This is a genomic window from Legionella nagasakiensis (genome assembly GCF_900639915.1).
Lineage (GTDB): Bacteria > Pseudomonadota > Gammaproteobacteria > Legionellales > Legionellaceae > Legionella_A > Legionella_A nagasakiensis.
In genome coordinates this window covers 80,459-101,689 of the sequence record NZ_CAAAID010000007.1, presented here as the reverse complement: position 1 = coordinate 101,689, position 21,231 = coordinate 80,459, and the positions used below count along the sequence as shown (strand labels likewise).

The window sequence follows — 21,231 nt, the reverse complement described above, 5'->3', positions numbered from 1 at the left end:
GGTGCTCCTTTTATAATGGCGAACCAGGCATCTGCAATGGTATACCACAAGCCAGATCAGGAATAAAACCAGCAAAACCGCAGGTATATCGAGCAAATATTTTTTTTAACAAACGATTATTATCCAAAGCGATTAAGCCCGCGCTTCGTGCTGCCCCTATACCAGGTATCTTACAACCAAACAATTCAACCAATGAATCGGTAAAACGTGTAATTGCCATTTGATCATGGCGACGTAACTGTTGATATTGCCGTAGCATCTCTGGATTTAATCCATGCTGAATGATGCATTGTGCCAATAAAGCCACATCACGCAAGCCCAGATTAAATCCTTGTCCTGCAACAGGGTGCAATGTATGCGCTGCATTGCCGACAAACACCACAGGCCAAAATGCTTGCTGAACCATAATGACTTGTCGTAATGGGTATAAAGCCCGTCGTCCAACTCTCACAAAACGTCCGAGCCGATAACCAAATGCTTCTTGCAACGCCTTCAAAAAATGGGCTTCGTTCATCACCATCATGCGCTCGGCTTCTTTCGGCGGTAATGACCATACCAAAGAAGCACGCAAACCCGTCATAGGCAGCAATGCCATGGGGCCTGATGAAATAAAACGTTCATAGGCCCAGTGTCGATGGGAACGAGTCAAACCAATATTAGCGATCACTGCATGTTGATGATAATCTTTTATTTGAGCACTTAAACCACATAATTGACGTACGTAAGAATCTGCACCATCCGCGGCTACAATTAATGTTGCCCGCAACGTTAAGATTCCCTGATCATCTTGAATCGTTGCGGTACCAGTTTGCATATCAAGCGCCATAAGTTTGGCTGGAGCTATGATTTTTTGTGCATCAAGGCGCTTATGCATAGCGCCATGAATATGTTGCATTTCAACGACATAGCCAAGTGGATTCTTTTTGTCCGCCTGTAATTTCGCCGTGCCAAATCGCTGCTTTTCTGAAACATGAATGGTCGTAATGGCTGTCGCCTCATCTGCAAGCTCAGACCATACATTAAGCATTTTTAAAATTCGCACACTGGCTGGCGATAAGGCCAAAGTACGTGCATCAAAATCAATTTTTGTCTTATCCGCAAAAGGCTGTGCCTCTATAAGCAACACACGATGACCCGCATTCGCCAATGCAAGCATTAACGTTGCGCCTGTTAAACCGCCACCAATGATAAGAATATCAACTTGCTGCTCAGTCACGTACTAATGCCTCAACATCATTAATTTCCACCGCCAGCTCACCGGTCAGATTTTCATAGCCATCGGCACTTACCTTAATATCATCCTCAATGCGTACCCCAATCCCTTGCCAACGCGGATCAATGTTTGGTATATCGCCATGAATGTATAAACCTGGTTCGACAGTCAACACCATTCCCTCCTCCAAAGGCCGCCATTGACCCGAAACTTTGTAGGAACCACTGTCATGGACATCTAACCCCAGCCAATGACCAGAATGATGCATATAAAATGGCTTGTAAGCCTCATTTACAATCAAATCATCTACAGAACCATGCAACAATCCTAAATCAACCAATCCGGAAGTTAATATCCGTACAATCATTTCCTGTACTTCATGCCATAAGCAACCGGGGCGAATGCATGCAATGCCTGCTTTTTGTGCACTTAAGACCAGCTCATAAATTTGACGCTGCTCTGCACTGAATCGGCCATTGATTGGAAAAGTTCGAGTAATATCCGCCGCATAATTTTCATACTCCCCACCTGCATCGATTAAAACCAACGCACCCTCAACCAGTGGTTTATTATTGTCAGTGTAATGAAGAATGCAGGCATTATCTCCTCCAGCAACAATTGGGTCATAGGCCACACTACGACAGCCTTGGCGGGTAAACTCATGCAATAACTCCGCCTCCAGATGGTATTCGTAATGGGCTTGTCGGCAAATTTGCATAGCGCGTTGGTGAGCTGCGACAGAAATAGCAGCAGCTTTGCGCATCAACCCTATTTCTGCTTCACTTTTGATGAGACGCATTTCACTTAAAACAGGTGCTATATCACAAAACGCTTCCGGGGCTTTTATACCCCTGCGAGCCTGACTCTTAACTTCATTCCATGCTTGGCGGATACAACGCTCCCAAAATGTATATCGACCCATTGGGTAATAAACAGCCTGACGATTAGCCAATAATTTTGGCAAATGTTTTTCTACATGAGACAAAGGGTATGCAGCACTAATACCTAATACCTCACGCGCATCTTCTTGGCCCAAGCGTCTTCCCGTCCACTGTTCCTGCATGGGATCTCTTGGGCGGTTGAATAAAATGCTTTCGCTGTTCTTTCCACTGGTAATGCACAACAAAGCATCTGGCTCATTAAAACCAGTCAGATAATAAAAATCACTATCTTGCCGAAAACGATAATGAGCGTCACCATTACGCACTAATTCATTAGCAGCAGGAATGATGGCAAGAGAATCGATAGGTAATTTCATCGCAAGCGTGTGTCTTCGCGCCTGATATTCTTTTTTCGTAATCATGACTATCCTTAATGCGTCGTTCTTGAAGCATCCTCATCCAATCCCTGATGTTGTAAATCATTATAGATTCTTAATACCGCCATACGAGCGTATTCACTGACCTCCATTAACGCTCGTTCGTCTTCTTCATTAACTTGTAAGGACTCATAATCCAATTGAGCAAACTCCTTTAAATGGAGAGCTGCTTCCTGAGCATCTTCTTCCTGGAGTTGGTTTAAATCAACGCCTGCCATCGCCAGTCCTTGGGTAAATCCTTCACACCACTCACTGAACGCGCGAGCACGATCGATTAACGACTCATGATCATCCGGAAGCATCAATTGAAATTCAAAATCAAAGCCAGTAATTTGTTGTTGGCTTGCCGCATACGCATCAAATAAAGCCAACATCGCCATCCGTTTCTGTGCATCATTTTGATTCATTATCAGAGCTCGTAAATACGCCTCTCCTCTGCCTATAGCACCTGCACACAGATAACCACACATAATGCCATGTAACTCACTCCCGGAGAGGGACAATGAAAGCATGGCAATTGAATCAATAAAAGTCTGATAATCAGGTAAGCGAAGCGACGTATCACGGCTGGTCATAATAAAGCTCTTAATTCAAATGAATAATAATACCCGATTTGCTCGCGCAAACCAAAATTGCTACCATTTGAGCAGTGCTGTGACATACTAAAGAGCTTACTATGACAAAAACAAAATCTTGTACGATTCGCTTATTAAACAAGCCCTATGAGATCAAATGCCCTGAAGATGAAGCAGACAACCTAAGACAGGCAGCACTTAAACTCAACGCCCATATGCTAGAACAAAAAAAGAAATTTAAACAGCTTGATGATTATCAAACCCTTTTACTCGCAGCATTACATATCAGCCATGAGTGTATTACCTCACAGGCAAAACAAGAAGAACGCCGGCAACAGCTGACCCAATTTATCAGTTCTCTCGAAAACAAAATAAATCAACTAACAACAGACACGCCTTCGCCAGACACTGAATAAATACGATTCGTCCTATGTTTTTGTTCAATTCATATAATTCTCCCCTTTACTAAAGAGGAGTTAGGGAGATTATTTTTTAGAACCTTTTTCCAAGGCTGTAACGTTTTGCAATCCTCGTGGCAATAATTTACCTCGCCGCCCTCGCTCGCCTTGATAATGTGCCAAATCTGCCTCTTTTAAAGTAAAATGGCGTTTCCCAGCAAAAATAGTCAAGACATCGTTTGGAGAAAGAAGCTGAATATCCATAAGAAACTCTTCACGCTGCAATAATTTGGCTGCGGGAATACTCATTAGTTTATTCCCTTTTCCTCGAGCCAAAACCGGTAGTTCATGAGCAGGAAATAAAAGCAACCGCCCCGTATTCGTCGCACAAGCAACTTGCGCAGATTCCTTATCCGCTAAAAGACGCGGAGCAAGCACCTTACTATGTTCTGGCAATTTAAGACAAGTTTTTCCATTACGGCTTTTGACGTATAATTCTTTGATCTGGGTCAGAAAACCATATCCCGCATCACTTGCTAACAAAACCCAATCTTCTGGTTCGCCACTGATTAGCGCCTCAAATAACATGCCTTCAGCCGGATTCAGTTTTCCTGTTAGTGGTTCACCTTGACCGCGGGCTGAGGGCAAGGCATGGCCAGGCAAAGAATATACTTTGCCTTCCGTATCAAAAAACACGACTTGCTGATTGGTACGTGCATTGGCTTGCGTCTTAAATTCATCACCAGCTTTATACGTTAAATCGCGTCCATTAATGTCATAACCTTTCGCCGCACGTACCCAACCCTTTTGCGACAGTACGACCGTAATAGGTTCATTGGGAAGGATATCTTCTTCTTTTAAAGCTTGTGATTCTTGTCGCACAACAAGCGGCGAACGTCGTTCGTCTCCAAAACGGTCGCGATCTGCAATGATTTCTTCTTTCACTAGCGTTTTAAGCCGTTGTTCTTCTGCCAGCACTTGCTGCAAATAATCTCTTTCTGCACTTAATTCATCAAGCTCTGCACGCAGTTTGATTTCCTCTAATTTCGCTAAATGCCGTAACTTTGTTTCAAGGATTGCTTCCGCTTGACGCTCGGTCAAGGCAAAACGGGTCATTAACGCCTGTTTGGGCTCTTCTGCTTCACGAATAATGGCAATCACTTCGTCAATATTTAAAAAGGCAATGAGTAGTCCCTGCAATACGTGCAAACGATCCAGTACCTTATCAAGGCGGTGTTGCAAACGTTTTTTAACAGTCCCCAAACGGAACGTAAGCCACTCTTGCAACACATCAAGCAAACTTTTCACTCGTGGTTTTCCGTCCAAGCCAATCATATTGAAATTCACCCGATAACTACGTTCGAGATCCGTCGTTGCGAATAAATGCGACATCAATCCTTCTGTATCCACACGATTTGAACGAGGAATAATCACAAGACGTGTAGGGTGCTCATGATCCGATTCATCGCGTATGTCCTCAACCATTGGCAATTTTTTTTGCTGCATTTGAGCGGCAATTTGTTCAACAATCTTGGCACCAGACACTTGATAAGGCAGGGCAGTAATAACAATGTGATGTTTCTCGACCTCATAGACAGCACGCAGCTTTATTGAACCATTACCAGTCGCATACAAAGTACGAATTGCTTCTTTCGAAGTAATAATCTCAGCCTTTGTTGGAAAGTCTGGTGCCTTAATGAGTTTAAGAATCTCACTTAAACCAGCGGCTGGCTCATCAAGCAAATGAACACACGCGTCGGCTACTTCCTTTAAATTATGAGGCAGGATGTCTGATGACATGCCAACGGCAATTCCCGTCGCACCATTTAACAAAACATTTGGTAACCTCGCAGGAAGCAAGGCAGGTTCCTGAAGTGTCGCATCAAAATTATCAACCCAGTCTACCGTTCCTTGCTGCAGTTCGGACAATAAAATATCAGCATAAGGTGACAAACGCGCCTCTGTATAACGCATGGCAGCAAATGACTTAGGATCGTCCGCAGATCCCCAGTTTCCTTGACCATCAACCAGAGGATATCGGTAAGAAAAAGGCTGCGCCATTAAAACCATAGCTTCGTAGCAAGCCAAATCACCGTGAGGATGAAACTTACCCAAAACATCCCCCACCGTTCTTGCTGATTTCTTATACTTGGCAGAGGCTTTAAGCCCAAGTTCTGACATGGCATAAACAATTCGGCGCTGCACCGGTTTAAAACCATCGGCAATATGCGGCAATGCACGATCCAAAATGACGTACATGGAATAATCAAGATAAGCTTTTTCAGTAAATTCAGTTAGCGGCTTGCGCTCTATAATGTCATTCATGAATCATCAATTCGGTTATTAGAAAGTCAGGACGAACTTAAATCATTTTAACAGAAAAAATACCCAATGCGAGTTAATCCACAGTTGCAATCTCCCCACCTTAAGCTACTTCATCCCTTTTGAACATACTACGAAACACATTGCCAAGTAAAAAGACACCTTGTAGATAACATTGGATACGTCCGCATTATTAAGCAATAATAATATATTAACTATATGATTATAATGAATAAAAACCCAAGTCATATCAAAAAAAAACAGCCATCCTGTGGATAACTTTGTGGATGAACCGGTATATTTTCCTTCATTGATTGCAACCATTAGAGAAATATCAAGGTTATGGTAAAATTAGCACCGTGATCGGAAAGCATGACTAGGTTGGAGAAGGAGTGAGTTATGGTGATTTCTGGTGTATGACAAATTAAATTAGGTGGCGTACCCTGTTGGAAGTTCTGGCATGAACAAAACCAACAAAGGAGATACGCCGTGAATGATTCTACTATTAATGCTGTACCCACACCAGATGCACAGTCTAGCGTTCCATTGACTGATTTATTGAGATCTGGCGCGCGAGATTTAATTAAACAAGCTGTTGAGGCTGAACTAGCAAGCATGTTATCTGAATATAAAGATCATACGTTACCAGATGGCCGTCAAGCAGTGGTTCGCAATGGTTACTTACCGAAACGAATGATCCAAACAGGTATTGGTGATGTAGAGGTCCAGTTGCCTAAAGTCAGAGATCGCAGTAGTTCGGGAATTAAGTTTAGTTCGACACTGTTGCCACCGTACCTGAAACGCAGTAGAAGCATTGAAGAACTGATACCTTGGCTTTATTTGAAAGGCATATCAACTGGTGATTACTCAGAGGCCCTTTGTTCGTTACTCGGCAAAAATGCCAAAGGACTTTCAGCCAATACGGTTTCAAGATTAAAGGCCCAGTGGCTTGACGAACATGCTCAGTGGCAACATCAAGACCTAAGCCAAAAATGCTACGTTTATTTCTGGGTTGATGGAATTTACAGCAATGTTCGTATGGATGACAGATTATGCCTCTTGGTCATCATTGGCGTAACAGAACATGGTCACGAGTTTCGCACTTAATTTAAATGGTCTGAAGCATCAACCTTTTGATCTGTTCGTGAATTGCATTTTTAATTACATTCCAATTTTGTTGATACAGCGTAATTTTTTGAGCGATGCGTAGCTTATGTTGTTCAAACCAAGCGGCAATGGCAAGGCATATATGATTTCTCTGCGCCCGACCGGTGCGGGCCTGGCAACGCTCTATTCCACATGTTTGTTTTATTTCGCGATGATAGACCTCAACCGACCAACGAGCATCGATGATGTGTTTTACTTGCTCACGTGTTGGGTTTTCCATGTTTGTGGTTACGTAATCAATGCGGCCGTTTTTTGCCACAAACTTGAATACAAAAACCCAACCATATCCACGTAAATGAATTGAAAGTCCTTCTTCGGGAATTTCCAGTGTTTCCAAACGAACATTTCGATTAACAATACGATTTTTTCTTAACGTTGTTACCCAAATCCAACCATGCGAACGAATGGCTTTAAGATTATCACGAGTTTCGCACTTAGCTAAAAATGCATTAAACTATGCTGCATAATTAACTGATGTAAAAATGGTCAAGGATATCCCGACACAGATGTACGAAGGAATTATATAAAGCTTCTTTACAAGCAAGCAGTATGCGTTATTCTGGTCTTGCCTTATCAGAAGTAAGCCCAATAGCCTTATCTCATGACAGTATTAGTCGTTGGTTAGCGGACAAGAATTTTAGGCCAAGAAAAATATGGGAAATTGCAAAGCAATATGTACGCTCATCAGAACCATGCTTGTTGATCGCCGATGATACTGTTTTATCCAAAACACGTAGTCAAAAAATAGATCTTGTTAACTATCAATACTCGGGAAATGCGCACGATGTTATTGCGGGCATTGGGTTAATTAATATGCTTTGGCATGGCTTGGATAGCCAAGAATCAGTTCCCATTGATTATCGTATTTATGACTCACCTTACGCACTAAAGATTGCTTGAGAGTTAGAAATCCTTAAAATCGTCTCCTTGATTTTATGGAGTAAACGAAATGGATATGCTTGATATTTATACGGATTATTTGATTTGCCAAAACAAACACGCAACAGCAACGGGGCTATCAGAGATGCTGGAAGGCGATGTTACTCATGACAAAGTGACACGATTTTTACGGCTTAATGAGTTTGGTTCAAAATCACTATGGAATTATGTTAAAAAACCAGTTAGAGAACATGAGTGCACTGTTGGCGTATTGCTTTTAGATGATTCGATAGAGGAAAAGCCCTTTACTGATGAAAATGAAGTAAATGCCTGGCATTATTCTCATGCCAAAGGTGATGTGGTTAAAGGGATCAATATTCTAACCTGCATGGTGCGTTATGATGATTTCAGCGTCCCCATCGGCTACGAAATTATCAAAAAAGATATTGCTTATTGCGATATCCAGACCAAGAAAACACACCGAAAATCATCTGTCACCAAAAATCAATTGTTTCGTAGCTTGATTGAGCAGGCAGTTAAAAACAAGGTGCTTTTTGAACATATACTTGCAGATAACTGGTTTGGCTCGAAGGCCAATATGACTTACGTCCATAATGACCTTCAAAAATCGTTTATAATCGGGATTAAATCTAACCGAACCTTAGCTTTATCCGAAAACGATGCCAACAACGGACGGTACACAAAAGTCAGAGACTTAGAACTTGACGAAGATGTAGTCTACACAGTCTGGCTTAAGGGACTCAACTTCCCAGTCAGGCTATTGAAGAAAATTTTCAAAAACGAAAATGACTCTACAGGCGTTCTCTATCTTGTTTCTAATGACATGACCAGCAGTGCCGAACGTCTTTATGAAGTTTACCAGAAACGGTGGCGAATTGAAGAGTATCATAAGTCGGTTAAGCAAAATGCAAGCCTTGCAAAATCACCAACAAAGACTGTCACAACCCAATGCAACCATGTCTTTGCCGCCATAATCGCCTACTGCAAATTAGAGTTTTTAAAATTTAAAACAAAAATGAATCACTTTGCCATTAAATACAAACTGATTGTCAGGGCCAATCAAATTGCTATGAAGGAACTAAAAAACATGACCCGTTAATATGAATTAATGCGTAAGGTGAGTTCGTAATGAAAAAACCTGTAAAAAGGGTATCAAAGCTAAGCGTTACAAGGCCGCGCTGCAACCAGAATACGCACAAAAAGTATTAGATGGTATTTTTTGATCACTCATGCGGTTGCCCTGGGTTCAAGTTTACGACGTATATTTTCAATCACGTCCAAAGCAATGTCCTTTTCACTACGGCTAGGCATTGAAAAATCCTCATACCAATCAATGATTATTATTAGTATAGCTCTTTTTTAGATTGGCATGATGAAACATAAGTCCAGTAAACATATTTAATTTTTGCACAATAAAAACGATTCTTGTAACTCCCCACCCCGTCATCCCGAGCCAACAAGGGATCCTGCAGTGGCACGTATCAAATGACGAGACACTAAAAAAACCGCACTTTAAATCACACCCGAGGTAAACTAAGAAAACATTATGCCTTCTCCTGGCTCAGAATTATACGCATCTGTCGCCGGTTTAGCTGCTTCACCCCCAGCAGGAAAAAAGCGGCTGTCGCTTGCGGCAAGCGTTGGCTGGGGGCCAGTGACAACCAATATCTTGCCCTTTAATGGAGTATCGGATGGCTTCATTTCATGGGCTGTTCTTAAATAAGCCGGATGAAATCTATTCTTATTTAATATCCAACAGGTCTTACCCATCAGGGTATCCATGCATTTTACAAATGTTTCAGGAGTTCGACGCTCTACCAACGAATGGCAAGCAGACAGGGCAAGCTCCATTCCGTCAAAATCATAATACCGCCCCCACATGGTAACGATAAAACGGGTTTCATCATACTGTGTCTTATAATAAGCAACTACCGTAGCTCCATGCTCATTAGAACCATCGCCTATACGCGGGAAACCATATCGCTCTCCAGGCGTCTTATCCAAATCATAAAAAACAACCGGTGCAAGATTTTTATCGACCAGTTGAGAAACTTGCAAGATGTATTCATCTTCGTTAAATGGGGCATAAGTCGTCGCAGAAAAACCCGCATCATGGCAAATAGCCAATAACATCTCCAGCGAATACACTTCGCCAACGGCTGAGCCATGGATTTTTGCCAATTGACGTAGTGAAGGACCAACATATCTTCTGTCTTTATATAACGGGGGACGAGTGGCGTGAGCTTTATAAGCCGCATGCTGCATTGAGTCAGCGAGGGCCTTCAGTTTGCAAGTTTCTCCTCGTTGCGTTTCCGCCGGCAGAACCTCAGGCACAATAATATGAAATCCTTTTTTTAAATCCGCGCACGCTTTAAAATAGTGTAATAATTTATGCAATACACTCTGTCCAGGAAGAGTATCGAAGTCAATGGGGCCCATATCGTAATCACTAAGATCTTTTAATGAGCAATTATTTTAACTAATAGCCAATATTAAGTAAAATTTTTATTCAGGTTTTGCTGATAGTGCGGCTGCATTTTTTTATCGCCAGAACGAAAAACCTCAAGATCAAGGCAAAAAGATTGGGAGGGTTCATCCTGATCGCATTATTTCTTCTTAATTCTATAACACTGATGGATGCGTTTGTTACGCTTAAAATCAACATCAAGCGTGTCGGCAGTAATATCCTCCACCTCATATTGCGCAGTGGTGATTGGCGATAATTTAAATCGTTTGAGATTTGTAGAAAAATATAGAATACCTTCATCCTTGAGTAAACGCATCGCAGCGGCAATGAGAGAAGCATGATCTCGCTGTACATCCAACGTGGTCATCATCCGCTTTGAATTGGAAAAGCTAGGGGGGTCAAGGAAAATAACATCAAAACGATCGCGCGCTACCTTCAACCAATGAATACAATCTTCCTGAATAAACTGATGTTTCGCTAAATCAAGGTGATTTAATTTAAAATTATCTTCGGCCCAACGCAAATAAGTATTGGACATATCCACATTCGTCGTTAACGCTCCAGCAACAGCTGCATGGACACTAGCAGCTGCCGTGTAACAAAAACAATTAAGAAAACGGGTGCCTGGGGATAATTGAGCAAAACTTAAACGCAACAGGCGATGGTCCAAAAACAAACCCGTGTCCAGGTAATCGTATAAATTGACTTTAAGCCTGGTTTTTCCTTCTTGAACAACCATTGTACGCTGGCTTTTATTTAATTTTTGATATTGATTCTTTCCTTTTTGCTGGCGGCGTTGTTTGATCATTAAATGCTCTGAAGCAATACCCAGTACCTGCGGTACTACCTGCAGCACATCAAGACTTCGCTGCTCTGCCTTATGAATCGAAATCGTCGCTGGAGCAGCATATTCTTGCAAAACCGCATAACCATCATAAATATCGATTGCATAAGCATATTCTGGCAAATCAGCATCATAAACACGATAGCAACTGATTTGCTTACGCTTCGCCCATTTCTGCAGATGATTGAAATTCTTTTGCAACCGATTCGCAAACATTTGTGCAGCCGAAGATAATTGTCCGCCAGCTGCCCCCTTTAATTGATTATTGGTTAAATCAACGCAATACAATTTACATTCTAAAGCACCATTATATATGGTGTATTGCTTAGCTGCCCGCAATCCCGTAGCCTTGGCAAGCATAGGGTTAGAAGTCAGAAACGCGGCTTGCCATCCCTGATAATGCGCATGGAGTGTACTCCCTAGCTGCTGATATAAAGAGATTAACTGCGTGGCATCCCCCAAGCGTTCCCCGTAAGGGGGGTTACAAATCACCAAGCCTTTTTCTACATTGGCCTTACAGTCAGTGAGTGCCATAGCCTCAAACGCCACCAAAGGAGCAACACCCGCACGCTCAGCATTTGTACATGCCATAGCAATCAACTTCGCGTTAGCATCCGTTCCTCGTAATGTTATTTTAATGGGCTTAACTTGCTGTAAGGCTTGGGCTCTTATTTTTTCCCATAAAGAAGGCTGGTGCGCTACCCAATGCTGTAAGGATTGATCATGACGCAACAACCCTGGAGCAATATGAGCTGCCATCATCGCGGCTTCAATCACGAGTGTTCCCGAGCCACAAAAAGGGTCGTGTAAAGCGAAACCAGAAGCGGCCAATTGTGACCATTTGGCACGCATTAATACAGCGGCTGCTACATTTTCTTTTAAAGGCGCGACTCCCGCTTGAGCCCGATAACCACGAAGATGCAAACTATAACCCACCAAATCGAAACTGACCGTCAATGTTTCATACTTTAAATGCGCATGCAGAAGAATTTGTGGATTATCCCGTGCAATGGAAGGACGAACTCCTTGCAACTGGCGAAAATGATCGACAATCGCATCCTTCACAACTTGCGCACCATACATGGAATTGCGAATCTGTTCTGAAGAGCCATGAAACTCAACGGCAAATGTTTTATCAGCTGAAAATACCGTTTGCCAGGGAAATTGATGACAAAGTTTATAAAGCGTTTGTTCATTATGCGCTTGGCCTGAGAATAAAATCAGTTGCACACGATTAGCCAACCGCGACCACAGGCAAAGATGATAAATGATGGACAGGGTTGCTTCACCATACACCCCCTGGGGACTAACACGAGTCACATGTAACCCTAGCATTTTGAGCTCTTCTTCCAAAAGATATTCCAAACCTTTTGGACAATTAACAAACAACGAATACTTCATAAAAGACAAGACCTCAGATATCGAAACAGTGCTTTACCAGCACCTGTACGCTGTTCATTTTTCTGCTCTTCCATCGCTTTTTTGATTAATTGGCGAAGCTGCTGAGCATCAACAGACGGATAAAGATCAATAAATTCCGTTAATGCATCGCGGCCTTCCTGAATTAACCGTCCGCGCCAGTATTCCACCTGATGAAATGCTGTCGTTTGCGCACTTTCTTCAGCCAGCAATTGCCCATAAGCAGCAAGAATTGCCTCACCATCGGCAGCACGCATTAATTTCCCAATCAATTGAGCCTGCCGCCTGATTGCACCATGACCATGTACGGATTTCGCATCAATAATCGCTTGTCGTAACTCCGCTGTTAGCGGCAAAGCATTAAGCTTTGCAAAACTTAATGCTATCAACTTAACGCCGACCTTCTGTAAAACGTCTGCCTCTCGTTTTTTTTGCGATTTGCTCTTTGGTTCATCCATCAGGTAACTCAATTAACTAAATTGCCAATGATTATACTCGTCATAACCGAAAATGCGAGATGTATACGGTTAGTATAAATGACAAACAATTCTTTTAAAAAAAGACATTTATAGCAACGTCTGTTTACATTTCATTTTACGGCTGCTAATTTATGCAACAAAATACGATACTAAAAATCCTGTCCGTCCATGCGCATATTATTTATCAATCAGTTTAAAACCCAACTAATGAGAATTAGGAAGTTCTTAGAGCTTGTTAACAAGCTCTAAAAGGAGTGATTACATGAAGTTAAGTCACCTAAAGCACCTTGAGGCGGAAAGTATCCATATCATGCGTGAGGTTGTGGCCGAAACGGATAATCCGGTTATGCTTTATTCCATTGGTAAAGACAGCTCTGTCATGCTGCATTTGGCCTTAAAAGCGTTTTATCCGGCCAAACCACCTTTTCCTTTATTGCATGTGGATACAACCTGGAAATTTCGTGACATGATTGCATTTCGCGACCAAACAGTTGCCAAATACGGGCTCGACTTGCTTATCCATGTTAATGAAGAAGGAATAAAAACTGGCATTAATCCTTTCACACATGGTTCTGCCATTCATACCGATGTCATGAAAACAGCCGCCTTAAAACAAGCACTGGACAAATACCAATTTGATGCAGCGTTTGGTGGTGCCCGTCGTGACGAAGAAAAATCACGTGCCAAGGAGCGCATTTTTTCATTTCGCAATAAAAACCATCGCTGGGATCCTAAAAACCAACGCCCGGAATTATGGAGTTTATACAACACCCGCAAACAACCAGGTGAAAGCCTGCGTGTATTTCCACTGTCGAACTGGACAGAGCTGGATATCTGGCAATACATTCATCAAGAAAAAATTGACATTGTGCCTCTTTACTACAGCGCGCTGCGCCCTGTTGTGGAGCGTGATGGCGCATTGATCATGGTGGATGATGAACGATTGCCTCTGGCAGAAGGTGAGCAGCCGCAATGGCGACACGTACGATTTCGCACCTTGGGTTGCTATCCCTTAACGGGTGCCATTGAATCCAAAGCCGATACATTACCGGCTATTATTGAAGAAATGCTATTAAGCACAACGTCGGAACGTCAAGGAAGGGTCATTGACCACGATGGTGCCGCCTCTATGGAGAAAAAGAAGCAGGAGGGCTATTTTTAAATGCAAGCACATCCTTTTATAGGCAACGATTTCACAGCCTATCTCAACGCCCATGAAAACAAAAGCCTGCTGCGCTTCATCACTTGCGGCTCGGTGGATGACGGCAAATCAACGCTGATTGGTCGGCTGCTTTATGAATCTCATATGATTTACGATGACCAACTTGCTGCGTTAGCGACTGACAGTAAAAAATTTGGCTCCACAGAAGATGGTCTGGATTTTGCCCTTCTGGTTGATGGACTTGCTTCTGAACGCGAACAAGGGATTACCATCGACGTAGCATACCGTTTTTTCTCCACGGACAAGCGTAAATTCATCGTGGCTGATACGCCAGGACATGAGCAATATACTCGCAATATGGCAACAGGCGCTTCTACCGCGGAATTAGCCGTGATGATGATTGATGCACGCAAAGGGGTACTCACCCAAACTCGTCGTCATAGTTTCATTGTTTCCATGCTAGGCGTCAAACATGTCATTTTAGCCATCAATAAAATGGACTTGGTTCATTATGATGAAACCATTTATCAACAAATCACAACAGAATACGAGGCATTTGCCCAAACACTAGGAATGACCACCATTCAAGCCATACCAGTTTCAGCACTCAAAGGCGACAATATTGTCGCTCGCTCGGCACATACTCCATGGTACCAAGGCTCCACGTTAATGCAATATTTGGAAGAAGTCGTCATTGAACGCGCTCGTGAAAGCTTGCCTTTTCGCATGGCCGTGCAATGGGTTAATCGACCAAATCTGGATTTTCGTGGGTTTACCGGCCGCATCGCATCCGGCACAGTTTGCCCTGGCGATCGAATTAAGCTTTTACCCAGCGGAAAAGAAACAAAAATTGCCCGCATTGTGACTTACGATGGTGATTTAGATAAAGCCATTTGCGGACAATCGATTACCGTGACGCTCACAGAAGAAATCGACGTTTCTCGTGGTGATGTCTTAGTGGCCGCCATTGACCCTTGCGAAGTAGCAGACCAATTTGAAACAAAGCTATTGTGGTTGGATGAGCAACCCATGGTTGCCGGTCGTCAGTATCTTTTAAAAACAGGGGCGGCAACAGCACTCTGTACCCCCAGTAAACCCAAATTTCGCATTGACGTTAATACCATGGAACATTTAGCTGCAAAAGAATTGGCATTAAATGAAATTGGTTGTTGCGACATTGCCTTGGATAGACCAATTGCGTTTGAACCTTATGAGCATAACCACGAATTAGGCGGTTTTATTTTGATTGACAGAATGACCAATGCCACCGTTGCTGCTGGTTTAATTCATTTTGCCCTGCGCCGCTCAACCAATGTCCATCAGCAGAATTTATTGGTGGATAAAAGCATGCGCTCCGCCATCAAGCACCAAACGCCCTTAGTACTCTGGTTTACCGGATTGTCTGGTGCTGGGAAATCCACCATAGCCAACCTTGTAGAGCATCAGTTAAATGCTCTGGGAAAACATACCATGCTGCTGGACGGTGATAATATCCGCCATGGCCTTAACCGTGATTTGGGATTTACCGAAACAGATCGTGCTGAGAATATTCGCCGTATTGCTGAAGTTGCCAAATTGATGAGTGAAGCAGGCCTCATTACCTTGGTTTCATTCATTTCTCCTTTTGCCGCCGAGCGCAACATGGCACGGCATTTAATTGGCGATGATCAATTCTTGGAAATATTCGTTGATGCTCCTCTTGAGGTAGCCGAAGCTCGTGACGTTAAGGGCCTATATAAAAAAGCAAAAGCAGGAAAAATCAAAAACTTCACCGGCATAGGCAGCCGTTATGAAATCCCTGAGTCGCCTGATTTAACCATCGATACAGTAAACCTCACACCATTAGAGGCGGCAAGCCAAGTGCTGGAATTGCTGAAATCAAAATTCTTTTAAAAGGAAGATAGTCCATTGACCATCCAAACAACGGAAGCATTGCTTAATAAACTGATTGATATTGCCTGGGAAGCATCAGATGCAGTATTGGACATCTATCAAAATAATATTGATTATTCTATCAAATCAGATGGCAGTCCTTTAACTCAGGCCGATCTTGCCTCCCATGAAATCATCGTCACAAAGCTGCATGCCTTAACTCCGGAAATGCCCATTATCTCTGAAGAAAGCGCAAATCTAGAATCCATAGAAGGACAAAATCCCCATCAATTCTGGCTCGTGGATCCGCTGGATGGCACAAAAGAATTCATTAATCGTAATGGCGAATTCACCATTAATATTGCCTTGATTGAAGCAACCCAACCCGTCATGGGCGTTGTCTGCGCACCCGCATTGCATACCTTGTATGCAGGACTGAAAGGAAAGGGGGCGTTTAAAATGGATAGCGCTGGTCACAAAAAACCCATTACTGTTCTCAAAACCACAAAAGAAGGATTATATGTGGTAGGAAGCCGCTCTCATGGCGCGCCGGCCGCAATGGATGCGTATTTAGCAAACAAAAAAATAGCACGGTTTATTGCAACAGGCTCTTCATTAAAATTCTGCAAAATTGCCGAGGGAACAGCCCACCTCTACCCAAGACTGGGCCGCACCATGGAATGGGATACGGCCGCAGGCCATGCGGTCTTAGCCGCTGCAGGCGGAAGCGTAGAACAACTTGATGGCACACCGCTTTATTATGGGAAAAAAGGATTTGAAAACCCTCATTTTGTTGCCAAAGCCATATCCTGATTATATGCGCCCATTAACGCCTCCCTTTTTTAAAGGGAGGCTGGGAGGGATTTTTAGACAAAATTGACGTTCTATTATTTCATTCATACTATTCATGATACCCTATCTACTTAGTAGGAATACAGCTCATGGAATCAAGCGAAAAAAGAAGCATCATCGCCGGGCTATATGGCAACGCTCTTGAATGGTATGACTTTTTACTTTATGCAAGCTTCGCTCCTCTCTTTGCAGAAATTTTTTTCCCCACTGATGCTCCCTTCCTTTCCATGATTGCAACATTTACGGTGTTTGCTATCGGATTTCTCGTAAGGCCCATAGGTGGGGCGTTATTAGGTCATTATGCAGACCACGTCGGTCGCCGAAAAGCGCTCATCGTCTCTGTCACCATCATGACCATTACAACAACATTCATTGCATTTTTACCGACCTATCAGTACGCCGGTATTATTGCTCCCATTTTATTTACGTTATTCCGGCTTGTCCAAGGGATTGCCATAGGGGGCGAATTACCGGGTTCTGCCACCTTTCTTATTGAACACATGTTCAATTACGGTCGCGGATTCGCAGGAAGTCTCGTTTTATGTACTGCATTTTTAGGCATTTTTGCAGGCTCCCTCACCGCTTCTTTACTCAGTGCAGCCATTCCTTACGAACAACTGGCTGAATGGGGTTGGCGATTGGCCTATTGCATCGGAGGGGCGCTGGGTATTTTAGGCATTTATTTACGCTTTAAAAGCGTCGAGCCATCCACTTTTTTACAAGAACAACCAAGTGAAGAATTACCAGCAAAGCTTGTCTTCACTCGTTATAAAAAGCAATTATTATTAGCCGTTATTTGCACCAGTATTCTTGCCGTAGGCAATTACATGTTGATTGCTTACGCCACTTCATTTTTGGTGAAATCAGCCAGTTTTTCATTAAACGACGCACTACTTATTAATTTCATCAGTTTGTTTTTACTGACACTGCTTATTCCCGTCATGGGATTATTGTCAGATTATCTGGGACGAAAAGTTGTCTTTCTTTCAGGGATCATCGGTATTTTTCTGCTTGCCTTTCCAATTTTTTGGCTGCTGATGAGTGGGAGTTGGTGGTATGCTCTCGGAAGTGAATTATTGCTAGGCATCGTATTGTCCCCTATTAACGCAACCGTACCAACCATCATTGCAGAAATGTTTCCGACGATGGTTCGCGCCAGTGGTACATCCATTGGTTATAATATTGGCCAAGCGCTCTTTGGCGGCACCGCTCCTTTAATTGCTATTTTATTAATTGAAATGACAGGGAACAATTATGCTCCCGCCTGGTATATGTTTATTTGGACAATCATCGTCATTCTTGCCGCAAGGTTTTTACAAGAAACCAATCAAAAAGCCCCTCCTAAAAACCCTCAAGTGACTGAAGCTCCACCACTTTTTGAGTAAAAAGTATGAATTAAGACTAGACTAACGCTGTTTTTTTAAATCACGGTAAAAATTTTCATGCGCACCTAGGTTCTGTGCACTTATCTCATCCAAAGAATAAAAGAGGCATAGGATAAAAAGCCGGCAAATGAGGATGCTTTTTTATCAAATCGTGAAAAGACTCTTCTGAAGTGCTTGATTTTGCTGAAGAAGCACTCACAGGACTTACGCAAAACCCATATAAACTGAGGGGCTTTTAAGCTCTTGAATCAAATAATTACGCAAGAGAGTTTTCTTTATCTGATAAACTGTCTCTTTTGTTTTGTAAGCTATTTGTTTCATTTTAACCCACACTAGTAACGCACAAGCAACATGATTCCTCTGAATACGTTGCTTTCGACACTCGCATTTTTCCACGCCGGTTAGCTGTTTAATTTCACGATGAAACTGCTCAATATACCAGCGCATCGCACACACATTTTGAGTGTCATGACGGCAGTGTTGAGCTGGGTCGTTAGTGGCCACATAATCGGTCCTGTTGGTAGAAACAGGTACACGAAACAGTTTCATATAAAAATCTCCAGGCATTCCTTTAAGACGAATTATTTTACCAAGTATTAAGTCCTCTTCGGTCCAGTTCAATTCAGTAGCTGCTTTATAGTGCTCCTCAGTACCTGCTGGCTTTACTAAGCGATTTCGCTTAATAGGACAATAAAAATATTTACCTACATTATGGACAAACAACATAAACTTATTACTAGCATACCATGTATCAACCAACACTGTTGTAAAGCTTAGCTGCTTGGAATATAAAGCATTTTTAAGCATGTCCTGCACATGGTCCACTTTGCTTTTACCATCTCGCTCAGGATCAAAAATTCGATAATCAATAAGCCAAAATTCTTTTGTTTCAGGATTAATATAAATACAATTTACCAGGCCAATGCCACGAACAATCCCATGTGCATTTCCACTATATTGCCAACGAACAGATTCAATCTGTCGAGAATGGTTCTTGTCTAAAATACTATCGTCAAAAACAATAAACCCATTTTTACTTTGTTTAATGTCGCCCTTTGTATGCTCCCAGACTAACCTGGGGGTTAGCTTCTCATCCCTTAAATAGCGATTTATCATATCATGAGACAAGGACTCCACATGCTCAGCAAAGTTTGTTAGTGTGTAATTAATCTGGCTGCTGAACAAATACTGGCAATAATCCAAACGTGTCACTTTTTTTGTTTTTGGGCGAGGCATTATTATAACAAGGCATAGAAATTTACGGGAGATTACTACACCTCAGCTAACTATTCTGTGATCCATCAGCTCTTTGATACTGGATCTATTTCTCAATTTACAGGGTTTTGCGTAAGTCCTGACTCAATCAAATGCCGCTCCTTATATATATGTTTATCGAATTTTCGTGGATTTTTTCTATGAGTTCGAGGTGGTATAACTGGTATGCAGTGTTGCAATTCTATTTGGTCAATCAAACTATCCGCATCATAAGCTTTATCCGCGATGATTTGTGTGTTCTCAAGCCCCTCGATGAGACGAGTGGCTTGGGTAATATCGTTTCGATTACCCGATGTCAGTATGAAACGAAGGGCCTGCCCCAGAGCATCAACAATGGCGTGTATTTTTGTTGTAAAACCACCTTTGCTTCGGCCTAAAGCCTCACGTTCGTGCTGATTACGCTCATATCCAGCTGCACAAGGATGGGCACGAACAATGGTTGCATCAATCATAAACCATTCTTTATCACAATCCACTGTGAATGTTTCTAAAATAAATGTCCAAATCCCTTTTCGACACCACGACTCATAGCGTTTATGTACAGAACGCCATTTGCCATAATAATATGGAAGCTCTCTCCATTGCGCACCTGTTCTTAACTCACCTTACGCATTAATTCATATTAACGGGTGATTACTCAGAGGCCCTTTGTTCGTTACTCGGCAAAAATGCCAAAGGACTTTCAGCCAATACGGTTTCAAGATTAAAGGCCCAGTGGCTTGACGAACATGCTCAGTGGCAACATCAAGACCTAAGCCAAAAATGCTACGTTTATTTCTGGGTTGATGGAATTTACAGCAATGTTCGTATGGATGACAGATTATGCCTCTTGGTCATCATTGGCGTAACAGAACATGGTAAGAAAGAGCTGGTCGCTGTTGAGGACGGTTATCGAGAGTCCTCTGATAGCTGGGAGGAGCTTCTCATCAACTTAAAGCAAAGAGGCCTAACTCATTCGCCAAAGCTAGCCGTCGGTGATGGAGCAATGGGTTTTTGGAAGGCTATTAGCAAAGTTTATCCAGACTGTTGCCACCAACGCTGTTGGGTACATAAGACAGCAAATGTAATGAATAAACTGCCGAAATCTGTGCAGCCAAAAGTTAAAGCGGCACTACAAGATATCTGGATGGCTGAGACGCGCGATGATGCTTATAAAGCTTTTGATAACGCCCTTGAGAGATTCGGGGCAAAGTATACCAGAGCTATGGACTGTTTGAAAAAAGATAAAGAAGAGCTGTTGGCATTTTATGACTTCCCCGCCGAACACTGGCTTCATATTCGAACAACCAACCCAATTGAGTCCGCATTTGCTACAGTGCGACTTAGAACCAAGAAAAGCAAGAACTGCGGCTCAAGAGAAACAACATTGGCTATGGTTTACAAGCTCATGCAATCTGCTGAGAAGCGATGGATTAAAATTAGGGGATTTCGACTGTTAACACTTGTGGTTAACAATGTTGAATTTAAAGATGGGGTTCAAGCTAGTGAGCAGTCTGACAGAATGGCCGCCTAATGTGCCATACACCAGATTTGACAATAACTCTTTTTTACCCATCGGAATCTTTAATGAAAAATCTCGCACA

At 42.5% G+C, this 21,231-nt stretch carries 14 protein-coding genes and 6 pseudogenes; 9 read left to right on the top strand and 11 right to left on the bottom strand.

Translation table 11 applies throughout. The features are described 5' to 3' along the window. Nucleotides 1-10 precede the first annotated feature (10 nt). Genes ubiH through E1O52_RS07645 form a run of 3 tightly spaced genes read right to left on the bottom strand, consistent with a single transcriptional unit; the run spans nt 11 to nt 3,106 of the window. A complete protein-coding gene (ubiH, locus tag E1O52_RS07655; RefSeq protein WP_133128121.1) occupies nt 11-1,216 on the bottom strand; it encodes a 2-octaprenyl-6-methoxyphenyl hydroxylase in 1,206 nt (401 codons plus the stop codon). Then, the gene (pepP, locus tag E1O52_RS07650) at nt 1,209-2,516 is read right to left on the bottom strand and encodes a Xaa-Pro aminopeptidase (RefSeq protein ID WP_133128120.1); all 1,308 of its coding nucleotides are present in this window, start codon (nt 2,514-2,516) and stop codon (nt 1,209-1,211) included. Before pepP ends, ubiH begins: the two co-directional genes overlap by 8 nt. Before the next feature lie 8 nt (nt 2,517-2,524). Next, nucleotides 2,525-3,106 carry a UPF0149 family protein gene (locus E1O52_RS07645; RefSeq protein ID WP_133128119.1) on the bottom strand — a complete coding sequence of 194 codons (582 nt, stop codon included), beginning with the start codon at nt 3,104-3,106 and terminating at the stop codon, nt 2,525-2,527. A 101-nt stretch (nt 3,107-3,207) separates the two neighbouring features. On the opposite strand from E1O52_RS07645, the gene E1O52_RS07640 reads away from it, so the two are divergent. Continuing rightward, entirely contained in the window at nt 3,208-3,522 is a 315-nt protein-coding gene (locus E1O52_RS07640; RefSeq protein ID WP_133128118.1) for a cell division protein ZapA, read from the top strand. 69 nt (nt 3,523-3,591) lie between these two features. Here E1O52_RS07640 and parC read toward each other — a convergent pair whose 3' ends face one another. After that, entirely contained in the window at nt 3,592-5,829 is a 2,238-nt protein-coding gene (gene parC, locus E1O52_RS07635) for a DNA topoisomerase IV subunit A (protein ID WP_133128117.1), read from the bottom strand. Nucleotides 5,830-6,315: 486 nt separating this feature from the next. On the opposite strand from parC, the pseudogene E1O52_RS07630 reads away from it, so the two are divergent. Then, nucleotides 6,316-6,921 (top strand): annotated as a pseudogene (locus E1O52_RS07630) (transposase); the annotation flags it as partial. A 13-nt stretch (nt 6,922-6,934) separates the two neighbouring features. Here E1O52_RS07630 and E1O52_RS07625 read toward each other — a convergent pair. Further along, nucleotides 6,935-7,414: pseudogene (locus tag E1O52_RS07625) on the bottom strand (transposase); the annotation flags it as partial. A gap of 71 nt (nt 7,415-7,485) precedes the next feature. Between E1O52_RS07625 and E1O52_RS07620 the strand changes: the two are divergent. Both E1O52_RS07620 and E1O52_RS07615 read left to right on the top strand, forming a co-directional pair. Then, a pseudogene (locus E1O52_RS07620) lies at nt 7,486-7,866 on the top strand (IS701 family transposase); the annotation flags it as partial. Nucleotides 7,867-7,942: 76 nt separating this feature from the next. Continuing rightward, nucleotides 7,943-8,992, top strand: a complete 1,050-nt coding sequence (locus E1O52_RS07615) for an IS701 family transposase (protein ID WP_133128116.1) — start codon at nt 7,943-7,945, stop codon at nt 8,990-8,992. 434 nt (nt 8,993-9,426) lie between these two features. On the opposite strand, the gene E1O52_RS07610 is transcribed toward E1O52_RS07615, so the two are convergent. From E1O52_RS07610 to yjgA, 3 genes are all read right to left on the bottom strand, one after another. After that, entirely contained in the window at nt 9,427-10,332 is a 906-nt protein-coding gene (locus E1O52_RS07610; protein ID WP_133128115.1) for a hypothetical protein, read from the bottom strand. 167 nt (nt 10,333-10,499) lie between these two features. Beyond that, nucleotides 10,500-12,605, bottom strand: a complete 2,106-nt coding sequence (rlmKL, locus tag E1O52_RS07605) for a bifunctional 23S rRNA (guanine(2069)-N(7))-methyltransferase RlmK/23S rRNA (guanine(2445)-N(2))-methyltransferase RlmL (protein ID WP_133128114.1) — start codon at nt 12,603-12,605, stop codon at nt 10,500-10,502. After that, on the bottom strand, nt 12,602-13,081 hold the full coding sequence (gene yjgA, locus E1O52_RS07600; RefSeq protein ID WP_133128113.1) for a ribosome biogenesis factor YjgA: 480 nt from the start codon (nt 13,079-13,081) through the stop codon (nt 12,602-12,604). Before yjgA ends, rlmKL begins: the two co-directional genes overlap by 4 nt. Before the next feature lie 253 nt (nt 13,082-13,334). Here yjgA and cysD point away from each other — a divergent pair, with 253 nt between their 5' ends. The 4 genes from cysD to E1O52_RS07580 all read left to right on the top strand — a co-directional run bounded on the left by cysD (nt 13,335) and on the right by E1O52_RS07580 (nt 18,373). Further along, complete coding sequence (cysD, locus tag E1O52_RS07595) at nt 13,335-14,264, top strand: sulfate adenylyltransferase subunit CysD (protein WP_278043942.1); 930 nt, start codon at nt 13,335-13,337, stop codon at nt 14,262-14,264. Further along, complete coding sequence (gene cysN, locus E1O52_RS07590; RefSeq protein WP_133128111.1) at nt 14,265-16,157, top strand: sulfate adenylyltransferase subunit CysN; 1,893 nt, start codon at nt 14,265-14,267, stop codon at nt 16,155-16,157. Between the two features lie 15 nt (nt 16,158-16,172). Continuing rightward, nucleotides 16,173-16,949 (top strand): 3'(2'),5'-bisphosphate nucleotidase CysQ, encoded by a 777-nt coding sequence (gene cysQ, locus E1O52_RS07585; RefSeq protein ID WP_133128110.1) that lies wholly within the window; start codon nt 16,173-16,175, stop codon nt 16,947-16,949. A 128-nt stretch (nt 16,950-17,077) separates the two neighbouring features. Next, nucleotides 17,078-18,373, top strand: a complete 1,296-nt coding sequence (locus E1O52_RS07580) for an MFS transporter (RefSeq protein WP_133128109.1) — start codon at nt 17,078-17,080, stop codon at nt 18,371-18,373. Between the two features lie 80 nt (nt 18,374-18,453). Here the strand turns inward: E1O52_RS07580 and E1O52_RS13470 are convergent. The 3 genes and pseudogenes from E1O52_RS13470 to E1O52_RS07565 all read right to left on the bottom strand — a co-directional run. Further along, nucleotides 18,454-18,570: pseudogene (locus tag E1O52_RS13470) on the bottom strand (IS5/IS1182 family transposase); the annotation flags it as partial. Between the two features lie 7 nt (nt 18,571-18,577). Beyond that, nucleotides 18,578-19,609 carry an IS701 family transposase gene (locus E1O52_RS07570; protein WP_133128108.1) on the bottom strand — a complete coding sequence of 344 codons (1,032 nt, stop codon included), beginning with the start codon at nt 19,607-19,609 and terminating at the stop codon, nt 18,578-18,580. Between the two features lie 92 nt (nt 19,610-19,701). Then, nucleotides 19,702-20,235 (bottom strand): annotated as a pseudogene (locus E1O52_RS07565) (IS5 family transposase); the annotation flags it as partial. 32 nt (nt 20,236-20,267) lie between these two features. On the opposite strand from E1O52_RS07565, the pseudogene E1O52_RS07560 reads away from it, so the two are divergent. Then, nucleotides 20,268-21,161, top strand: a pseudogene (locus E1O52_RS07560) (IS256 family transposase); the annotation flags it as partial. Nucleotides 21,162-21,231 lie beyond the last annotated feature (70 nt).

Excerpts from the sequence above, each read along its gene's own strand:
- pepP (WP_133128120.1), bottom strand. The coding sequence starts at position 2,516 with ATGATTACGAAAAAAGAATATCAGGCGCGAAGACACACGCTTGCGATG.
- E1O52_RS07645 (WP_133128119.1), bottom strand. The coding sequence starts at position 3,106 with ATGACCAGCCGTGATACGTCGCTTCGCTTACCTGATTATCAGACTTTT.
- E1O52_RS07640 (WP_133128118.1), top strand. The coding sequence starts at position 3,208 with ATGACAAAAACAAAATCTTGTACGATTCGCTTATTAAACAAGCCCTAT.
- parC (WP_133128117.1), bottom strand. The coding sequence starts at position 5,829 with ATGAATGACATTATAGAGCGCAAGCCGCTAACTGAATTTACTGAAAAA.
- E1O52_RS07615 (WP_133128116.1), top strand. The coding sequence starts at position 7,943 with ATGGATATGCTTGATATTTATACGGATTATTTGATTTGCCAAAACAAA.
- E1O52_RS07610 (WP_133128115.1), bottom strand. The coding sequence starts at position 10,332 with ATGGGCCCCATTGACTTCGATACTCTTCCTGGACAGAGTGTATTGCAT.
- rlmKL (WP_133128114.1), bottom strand. The coding sequence starts at position 12,605 with ATGAAGTATTCGTTGTTTGTTAATTGTCCAAAAGGTTTGGAATATCTT.
- yjgA (WP_133128113.1), bottom strand. The coding sequence starts at position 13,081 with ATGGATGAACCAAAGAGCAAATCGCAAAAAAAACGAGAGGCAGACGTT.
- cysN (WP_133128111.1), top strand. The coding sequence starts at position 14,265 with ATGCAAGCACATCCTTTTATAGGCAACGATTTCACAGCCTATCTCAAC.
- E1O52_RS07580 (WP_133128109.1), top strand. The coding sequence starts at position 17,078 with ATGGAATCAAGCGAAAAAAGAAGCATCATCGCCGGGCTATATGGCAAC.
- E1O52_RS07570 (WP_133128108.1), bottom strand. The coding sequence starts at position 19,609 with ATGCCTCGCCCAAAAACAAAAAAAGTGACACGTTTGGATTATTGCCAG.